The sequence below is a fragment of the Bacteroidota bacterium genome (assembly GCA_018266835.1).
GTDB lineage: Bacteria > Bacteroidota > Ignavibacteria > Tepidaquicellales > Tepidaquicellaceae > JAFDZO01.
On sequence record JAFDZP010000005.1, the window covers coordinates 666,417 to 674,711 of the forward strand.

Below are 8,295 nucleotides of genomic sequence, written 5' to 3' on the forward strand. Positions count from 1 at the left end.
TAAAACTTACCGGGCTTTCGTATTTTAAAATATTTTTAAATTTTTGTTTGTTTTATTTTACAATTACCATTCTCTTCACATCCGAAAACTTATCTGCGGTCAGCTTATAAAAATATATCCCGCTGGATAAATTCTTCGCATCAAATTGAACAGAATAATATCCTGCATCTTTAATTTCATTAACCAGAGCAGATACTTCTCTACCATTCATATCATATATCTTCAATGAAACGAAACTGTTCGATGGCAATTGATAACTAATATTTGTTGAAGGATTAAACGGGTTTGGGTAATTCTGGGCCAGATTGTACTTTGCAGGTATCCCTATGATAACCTCTTCAGATAAATCATGAAACCCAAAATTACCATTATAATCTATCTGCTTAAGGCGATAATTATAGTGCCCCGTGTTTAATCCAATATCAGTGAATGAGTAGCTGTGCTGGTTGTTAGTTGTTCCGTGTCCCTGTACGAAATTTATTTTTTTCCATTCACCACCGGAAGATTTTCTCTCTATTTCAAAGCCGGAGTTATTTACTTCAGATACAGTTGCCCAATTTAATGTTACATTTCTTCCATTCAGTGATGAAGTAAATGATGAATACTCAACGGGAAGAAGGTTATCCACATTTCCTGCGACTCCAAAATCGGAGAATGATGTCCCGGCGTTATAATACAAAACCGGATTTGTAATTGTGCCTGTTGATACCGAAAAATTTGAATTAGACCACGTCCAGGGGTTTCCGCTGTTTACTCTTTTTACTATTGCTATGTAATTTAAGTTTGATATATTCGGTATTGCACCACCTGTCAGCTCTAAATTGTAATTAGGAGATGCAAGCCCGTCGCCCGCAGTTATCGTCCAGTATTGAGGAGCAAGATTAATAAGGTTTACATTTCCCATGCTCGGACCTGTGGGGAGATAATTCCCGTCACCCTGATCCGGCAGTAAGCCCGAACCCGAGTTGTGAAACGTTGCTGTTAATGTTCCGCCTGTAGTCAATGAATTAAAGGCTATTTTTGCCTGCGAAAATGAGCCCGAGCCGTTATCCAAAGGGAATATATTATTTGAAGATGCTCCGCTTGCAAACCACCTCTTCAGTGTTCCTCTTATACTTCCGCCATTTCTTATAAGTGTGCCGAGATTAGAAGTACTCGTACCAATCGTTAATGTGTTTGCGCCCATATCCAGAAATGCCGAGCTTGCTCCCAATGTTAATGTTCCGTTGATTACAAGAGAAGATTCTCCGGTAACAATCTGACTGTTATTTACTGTAAGATTATTCAGTGAAGTTACACTTCCGGGAATATGAATACTTGCTGCAGTACCGTTTATAGTAAGATTAGATGTTGAGCCGCCTGATAATAAAGTAGATGCTCCCGAGCCGCCAATAGGATTACTAATTGTTAAAGTATTTGCTCCAATGCTAAAGCTTCCGTTGCCTGAAATCAAAGTTAATGTTCCTCCTACCGTTACATCTCCACCAAGATTTATTCCTGAAGTGTTCGTGCAGTAAATATTATTGTATGTATCGGCAGGAAGAGTCTGCGTACTGCTTCCGCTTAACTGGTATGTGCCGTTGCTTTTAAATGTGTTTGTAGTAAAAGAACTGACCTGCGTTCCAAGCGCTCCCGTATATGAAAGTGTGCCTGTACCGGAAATCGAAGTTGTGCCTGAACCTGTCAGTGTATTTGCACCCAGGGTTAATGTAGCTCCACTTCCTACGGTAACCCCTCCTGTAATTGTAAGACTTTGTCCCAAAGTAACTGAACCTCCCGAACCTGATACAGTTAAATTTTTAACATTGCCTGTAAAAGTTGATGCAGGCAAAGTAATTGAACCTGTATTTGTAAATGCTACTGTTGCGCTTGCATTGCTTGCATTGATATTGCCGGATGTTCTTGCAGGCGAGCTTCCTGAAAACGTTAATGTGTTTGCACCGACTGTTAATGTTCCTGCCGTCAGAGTTAATACGCCTGCAATAGTCGGGCTGCCGCTTAAACTGAAACCGCCTGCATTGTTAAGCTGAAGGTTTGTTAAAGACGCTCCGGATATTGTAGCCCCGGAACTAGTCAACTGAATTTTCCCTGAACCGGTATGTGAACCTGTGCCTTCAATATTTCCTGCAACGGGAATTGTAAATCCACCGTCTGCAAGTGTTCCTGCCGTTAATCGTAAATTACCGGTTATAGTAGGTGCAGCTGTTGCTGTTATAGTCCCGCCGCCCGCGCTATAAATTTTTAAATTCCCGAAGGTTGCTCCTGAGATAGTAGCTCCGTCTGTTTCTATTTGCAATTCTCCGGCACCTGTGCAAGTGTGAGTACCTGTGCCTGTAACATTTCCGTAAACAATAACCTGATTTGTGGTACTTGCTAAGGTCCCTGCAGTCAGATTTAAATTTCCATTCGTTCTTATTTCTGTGCTCGCGGTTTTAGTTCCTGAACCGGAAATCGTCAGGTTGCCATAATATTGAGATGAATTTAAACTAGCTATTGACTGATTTGAACCTCCATATTCTACTGTACTGGCAGCCCCTAAAGAATGAGTGCTGTAATTTGAAGGAAAAGTATTTGTACCTCCGATTCTTAATGTTGCTCCGTCTGATACAGTTAAAATTCCTCCCGCTGAAGAACGGTTTATTGTAAAACCAAATAGGTTAAACGTTCCTGCGCTCACAGTTAAATTTCCTGCAAAAGTTGTTCTGTTTGCATCAAGCGCAACCGAACCAAAGGTATTATTTATTACAAGATTCGCAGGAACACGCGTTCCTGAAGTATTGAATTCATCCGTTGACATGGTTTGATTTGCTGTTGAGCTTGCATATTCCAATATTGAAGACGGTCCGTAAGTAAAATTTGCTCCGTTATTATCTAAAGTTGCTGAGCCTTGAATACTGAACGTTCCGTTTACAGTAAAATCCGAATTAACAATTTTTTTTACGCCTGAACCACTTATTATCAGATTTGTTAAAACATTTGCAAATGTACCGCCGTTTGCTCTTGCGGCTGTACTTTGATTTCCTGCGCGGGCGTATTCAACAGTTCCGTCAAAGATAATTGTATTCATACCGATGTAAGGAGTTGCGCCTGTTAATACTAATTTTCCTCCTGTTTTAACCCATAGAGTATCGCTTATGCTGTTATCATCATATCCAAAGACAACGTCAGTAGCGCTTCCGGATGCCGCGGAAATAACTGTTGCTCCGCTTTGTATTATGAAGTTGCTGTTGTCTCGTGTATTCTGAGCCGGTGCCATTCTCGCATCAATTGCCATATTGAGTGTTCCTGATACAACATTAAAGCTTCTGCACTTGAAAAAAGTATTAAAACTTGCTGTCTGACCTGAATTAAGATTTATTTCCAAATCAAACCCGTTAGGGCTGGAAATATTAGCAATACCTACACCCCACTCGCCAACCTCGGTCAGATTTCTTGTGTTACCCACAACAGAAATTTTTCCTGTAGTTGAGGTTATCCAGGCATCATGTCCTGCAGGAGAAGTTGATGAAGAACCAGGGATTGTTCCGACAGAGCCTGAATAAGCTCTTATCTTGCCGTTAAGGCTTAATGTATTTGATCCTAATGCAAGAGCGGTAGTAGAATTATCTTTATTGAGATGTAAATCATTGCAGGATTCATTTCCTGTAAGTGTTACTGTATGACCACGCTGAATGTAAACATTGTTGGTTGAGCCGGGCTTTGATGAAGCTGTAACCCAAGATGAACCGTTATATGTCTGCCAGTTTGCGGCAGTACTCCAGATAACGGAAGTTTGTCCACTTCTGTAATCACCTGTAGTCTGAGCAATTAAGTTTGCTGCAGACATAAGAAGAACAACCAAACTAGAAATTAAAAATAATAGAGTTTTCATAGGGATTTCTTATTTAGTTATAGGGATAAATTTTTTAATTCCGATAAAACTAATTTATCTCTATCTTCATAGCAAAAAGAAATTTTTCAAAAATCCCGTTTTTGAATGGCAAATGTTGTGGTAAATAATTAATTAACAGTAATTTGCAACTAATTGATTTTTTATGCTTTCTACCTCTACAATTGAAATACTTAAAAAACTGAATTCACCTGAGCTTAAACGTCTTGGGGATTTTATCAACTCACCATATCACAATTCTACAAAAGGTCTAGATAAAATTTACAAGATTGTATCGAAGGCATATCCTGATTTTACCTCACGAGATTTAGAATCCGAAGCTATGGCAAAAAAAGTTTTCGGACCCGGAGCTTACAAAGAAAAGAGGTTAAAGAATCTTTGCGCAGAATTCGGAAATCTCCTAAAAAAATTTATCGGACATGAGACCTTATATATTGATAAACCTGAACTGAATGTTTTCATCGCAAAAGGGCTTTCATTAAAACACTTGTTTGAAATCTCAAATAAATTTATTGTCAAAAGTATAAAGGAAAACAATGACGGATTATTATCAGCAGCGGATACTTTTCATTATAAATTTTATCTCAATAAATTATACATTGAAAATCTTGGAACTCTCCGTCTTCAGGAAACACCACAATATGAAGACACCAATCTTGAAGTAACAGAACAATTATTAATTTTTTTCCTGAGAACACTTTTTTCTAATTCTCTGGAGAACAACACAAACGGAAAATTGTTTGAGATAAAGGAGGATAAGCTTCTATCCGAAATTGAAAGCGCATTTGATATAAAGAAAATTCTCACCTATATGGAAAGTGTGAATCATAAGTATTACTCTTTTTTAAAAATTGATTATTTGTTCTATACCTACTCCTTTAATGATATTACTGAAGAGCAATATATGGAGTTGAAAAACTTAATATTAAATTCTATAAAAAAATTTACCAAAGATGATAAAATTTTTACTATTTACAAAATATTTCAGCTAATTCACCTCAAGATGGTACCCTTGGATAAAAGGTATTTAGAAGATATTTTAGAATTTACGAACGTATTCAAAAATTTAAATATTTACCCCGATGCTTTATTAGAACCCTTTAATCATGGAATGTTCAGAGATATTTTTACAACTGCGATTATACTTAAAAAATTTGAGTGGGCGGAAAATTTTGCAGATGAATTTATTAACTATCTAAGTATGGAATTAAGGGAAGGTATGAATAATTTCAGCAAAGGTATTTTAAGTTTTAAGAGAGGAAAGTATATGGATTCTTTAAATTATTTTCAGAAAGCAGATATAGTTGATATCAATGATAAAATTCAGATTCGTTTTTATTACATGATGAATTTAATTGAAATGAAGGCGTTTGAAAACGCACTTTCATCGTTAAGTTCTTTCAGGCAGTTTTGTATGGAGAGCAAAGAAATTCCCGAAATGCACAGAGAGAAAATAGAAAGATCTCTGAAGTATTTTAATGAAATTATTAAGTGTGAGTTAAGCGGTGAGAGAATGGATAGCTTTCTACATGAAAGTTTGAATTCCGGAGAAATTATTGCTCAAAAACAATACATCATGGAAAAAATGGAGAAGCTTAAGTAAAATAATTAATGAACCCTTTTTTTAATCTATCATCCCCCTATGCTTTCAACTTCAACAATCGCAATTCTAAAATCGTTAAACCCGCAGGAGATTAAGCGGTTCGGCGATTTCATTAATTCCCCTTATCACAATTCTACTAAAAGTATTGATAAGATTTACAAGATTGTATCAAAAGCATATCCTGAATTTGCCTCGCAAGATTTAGAGCCGGAAACTATGGCAAAAGAAGTTTTTGGCGCGGGGGCTTATAAAGAAAAGAGATTAAAAAATCTCTGCGCAGAGTTTGGCAGCCTGCTTCAAAAATTCATTGGATATGAGCAGATAAATGAAAATGGTCTTGAGCTGGATATTAATATAACAAAAGGACTTGTTATGCGAGGAGTGTTCAAAAGCGCAGTTAACTTCATTGAAAAAAGCGAGGCAAGAACTGAAGAAATTCCGTTTTTCCATTCCGACTTAATTCACTACAGATACAACATTGGTTGCGGCAAGAAACAAATCAAGGGAGCTTCACAAAATGCTTTTTACAAGAATGAGCTTAATGAAATTGAAAATGAACGCTGCGATGCATTAGTCTCATTATTTATGAGAGATTTTTATGAAGCAGCTCATATGTACGATGTTTCGAAAGGGCTTGGCTATTTGACTAATGTAAACGTTTTAGAAAACTTCATAGATGCATTTGATATCAGTTTGTTTCTTGACTCCCTTAAAAAAACAAACAACAAATATTACACATTTATAAAAACTCACTATCAGCTCTACTATCATTTTAAAAATGAAATAAGTGAAGAACTTTTTTATGAACTTAAAAATGACGTATTTAAGCTCGCTCATTTAGTCGGCCAACTGAATGCTTTTGATTTAATATTAAAAACAATTCATTTGATACAAATTAAATTAGCTCCTATTGACAGAAAATATTATCACGATATAGTTGACTTCGGAAAGTTATTTTGCGAATTAAAAATATTTGAAACCAACGAGGAAGTCAAAATTTCTATAGGAACAATAAATGATATATTTCTTCCCGCTGTTATTGTAAAAGAATATGACTGGGCGGAAGAATTTGCTAGAGAGTATTGCCAGTATCTGGAAGAAGATTTAAAAGAAAATCAGCTGAACTATTGTCTGGGTGTATTAAGCTTTAAAAGAGGTAGGTATGAAGAGTCATTAAATTTTCTTAACAGCATTAAGCTTACTACATTTCAACAAAAGCATTCCGTATATTATTATTACCTTATGAATTACATTGAAATGAGAGCTTTTGAAAATGCGCTCTCAACATTGCAGGCTTTTAAGCAGTTCTTTATTGACCAGAAAAATTTGCCGGTATTTTTTCAGGACGCAAACAAATCATTGAAATATTTTCACGAAATAATTAAATGTGAAATGGATGGCAAAAGAATTGACGGGTTGCTTTATGAAGAGGCAAAAGCTAAAAGTAGTTTTCCACACAAGATATACGTAATTGAAAAAATGGAAAAGCTGATGTGAGAATTTCTTCTGAGAAGTTAATATATAAAACAAAATCCCTGTAACCTTTATAGATTACAGGGATTTATGTTTGCGGTCCCAACGGGATTCGAACCCGTGTTTTCACTGTGAAAGAGTAATTCACAGATTCAAATGTACAAAATTTTAGCAGAATCGAATTTTTTATTTACTAAACTTACCTGTTTTTACCTCACTTTTTCAAAAATTGCTAACGGATTGCTAACGGAAAATTTTACAATTATGTTTAAATCATTCGTCAAGGTTAGTTTGAAACTTTGAGCTGTTTTATTTTATATACCACTGATTTTATAGAGTATCTCAATCGCTTCACTTGGATAACAAGCATATAAAACCTCACTCCCCTGCAATTTTAAAATTCTTTATCTAAGCATTATAAATTAACCAGAACTAATAAATGAGTCAATTACATTCTTGAATCAGATGTATCAGATAATCTAAGTTGGCTAATCATAACTGGTTCAAAATTGACGGATTTTTTTATTTTAAAACGTTTATTAGGAATTGTCCTGTACAATACAGTCTAATTTTTGTTAACTGCATACGAATTTAAATTCATGTCAATGATAAAATTTGGCAAATCTACCTATATATGAGTAACACTAGCTTGATAATTTTAAAATTATACTTTAGCTTGCCACTGTAGAAATATTTCTCACCTTTGTAATTACAAAGTCAAAATTCCGAGTGGCCACTCGGAATTTATTTATCTCTTAGTACAATTTCAGATTAAGAATTTTTCAATTGAAGTAAAATTCTTAACAAATTCATTTATTTCAATAAAATAAAAATAAGTATGAAAAATAAAATTATTTTAATTTTATTATGGATTACTATGTCCATAATAGGTTACAAAAATATTCATGCACAAGATGATTCACCTCCTGAGGAGACAGCGTTTGGTTCTAAAGATGTCAGCGGGATGTTTAATGAAAGGGGTTATCAAAAATCTAGTTCGGTTAACTTTGATGAGCAGGAAATTATAAATGATTTCAATGGAAATCTCATGTATAAAATACCTCTTGCTTCCGGAAAAGATGTAGGAGATTTGGCATATGAGGTTTCTCTGAACTATAATGGTAACGTAAATTATATTATCAATACAGCTGATTCAACAGCGCAGCTTTGGATACACGGGCAGTTACATCAGTATAATATTACTGCGCCAGGCTGGATTGTAAACTTCAATGGGTTTGCTGTTCAAATGCTTAATTTCGAGAATCGTTTTTTTACTCGTCCAACAAATGGCTCCCCAACAAACGGAAGAGATGTAAGATTATTAGCAAGT

The 8,295-nt window shown here is 35.3% G+C and carries 4 protein-coding genes; 3 read left to right on the forward strand and 1 reads right to left on the reverse strand.

The annotated features are described in order from the left end of the window. Window positions 1-52 precede the first annotated feature (52 nt). Window positions 53-3,871: a T9SS type A sorting domain-containing protein gene (locus JST55_15570; protein ID MBS1494932.1), complete on the reverse strand. Its 3,819-nt coding sequence runs from the start codon at window positions 3,869-3,871 to the stop codon at window positions 53-55. Window positions 3,872-4,034: 163 nt separating this feature from the next. Here JST55_15570 and JST55_15575 point away from each other — a divergent pair, with 163 nt between their 5' ends. The 3 genes from JST55_15575 to JST55_15585 all read left to right on the forward strand — a co-directional run. Then, window positions 4,035-5,492 (forward strand): hypothetical protein, encoded by a 1,458-nt coding sequence (locus JST55_15575; protein ID MBS1494933.1) that lies wholly within the window; start codon window positions 4,035-4,037, stop codon window positions 5,490-5,492. 39 nt (window positions 5,493-5,531) lie between these two features. Next, window positions 5,532-6,989 (forward strand): hypothetical protein, encoded by a 1,458-nt coding sequence (locus JST55_15580; GenBank protein MBS1494934.1) that lies wholly within the window; start codon window positions 5,532-5,534, stop codon window positions 6,987-6,989. Between the two features lie 814 nt (window positions 6,990-7,803). Continuing rightward, the coding region (locus JST55_15585; GenBank protein ID MBS1494935.1) for a hypothetical protein at window positions 7,804-8,295 on the forward strand (492 nt) is incomplete at its 3' end.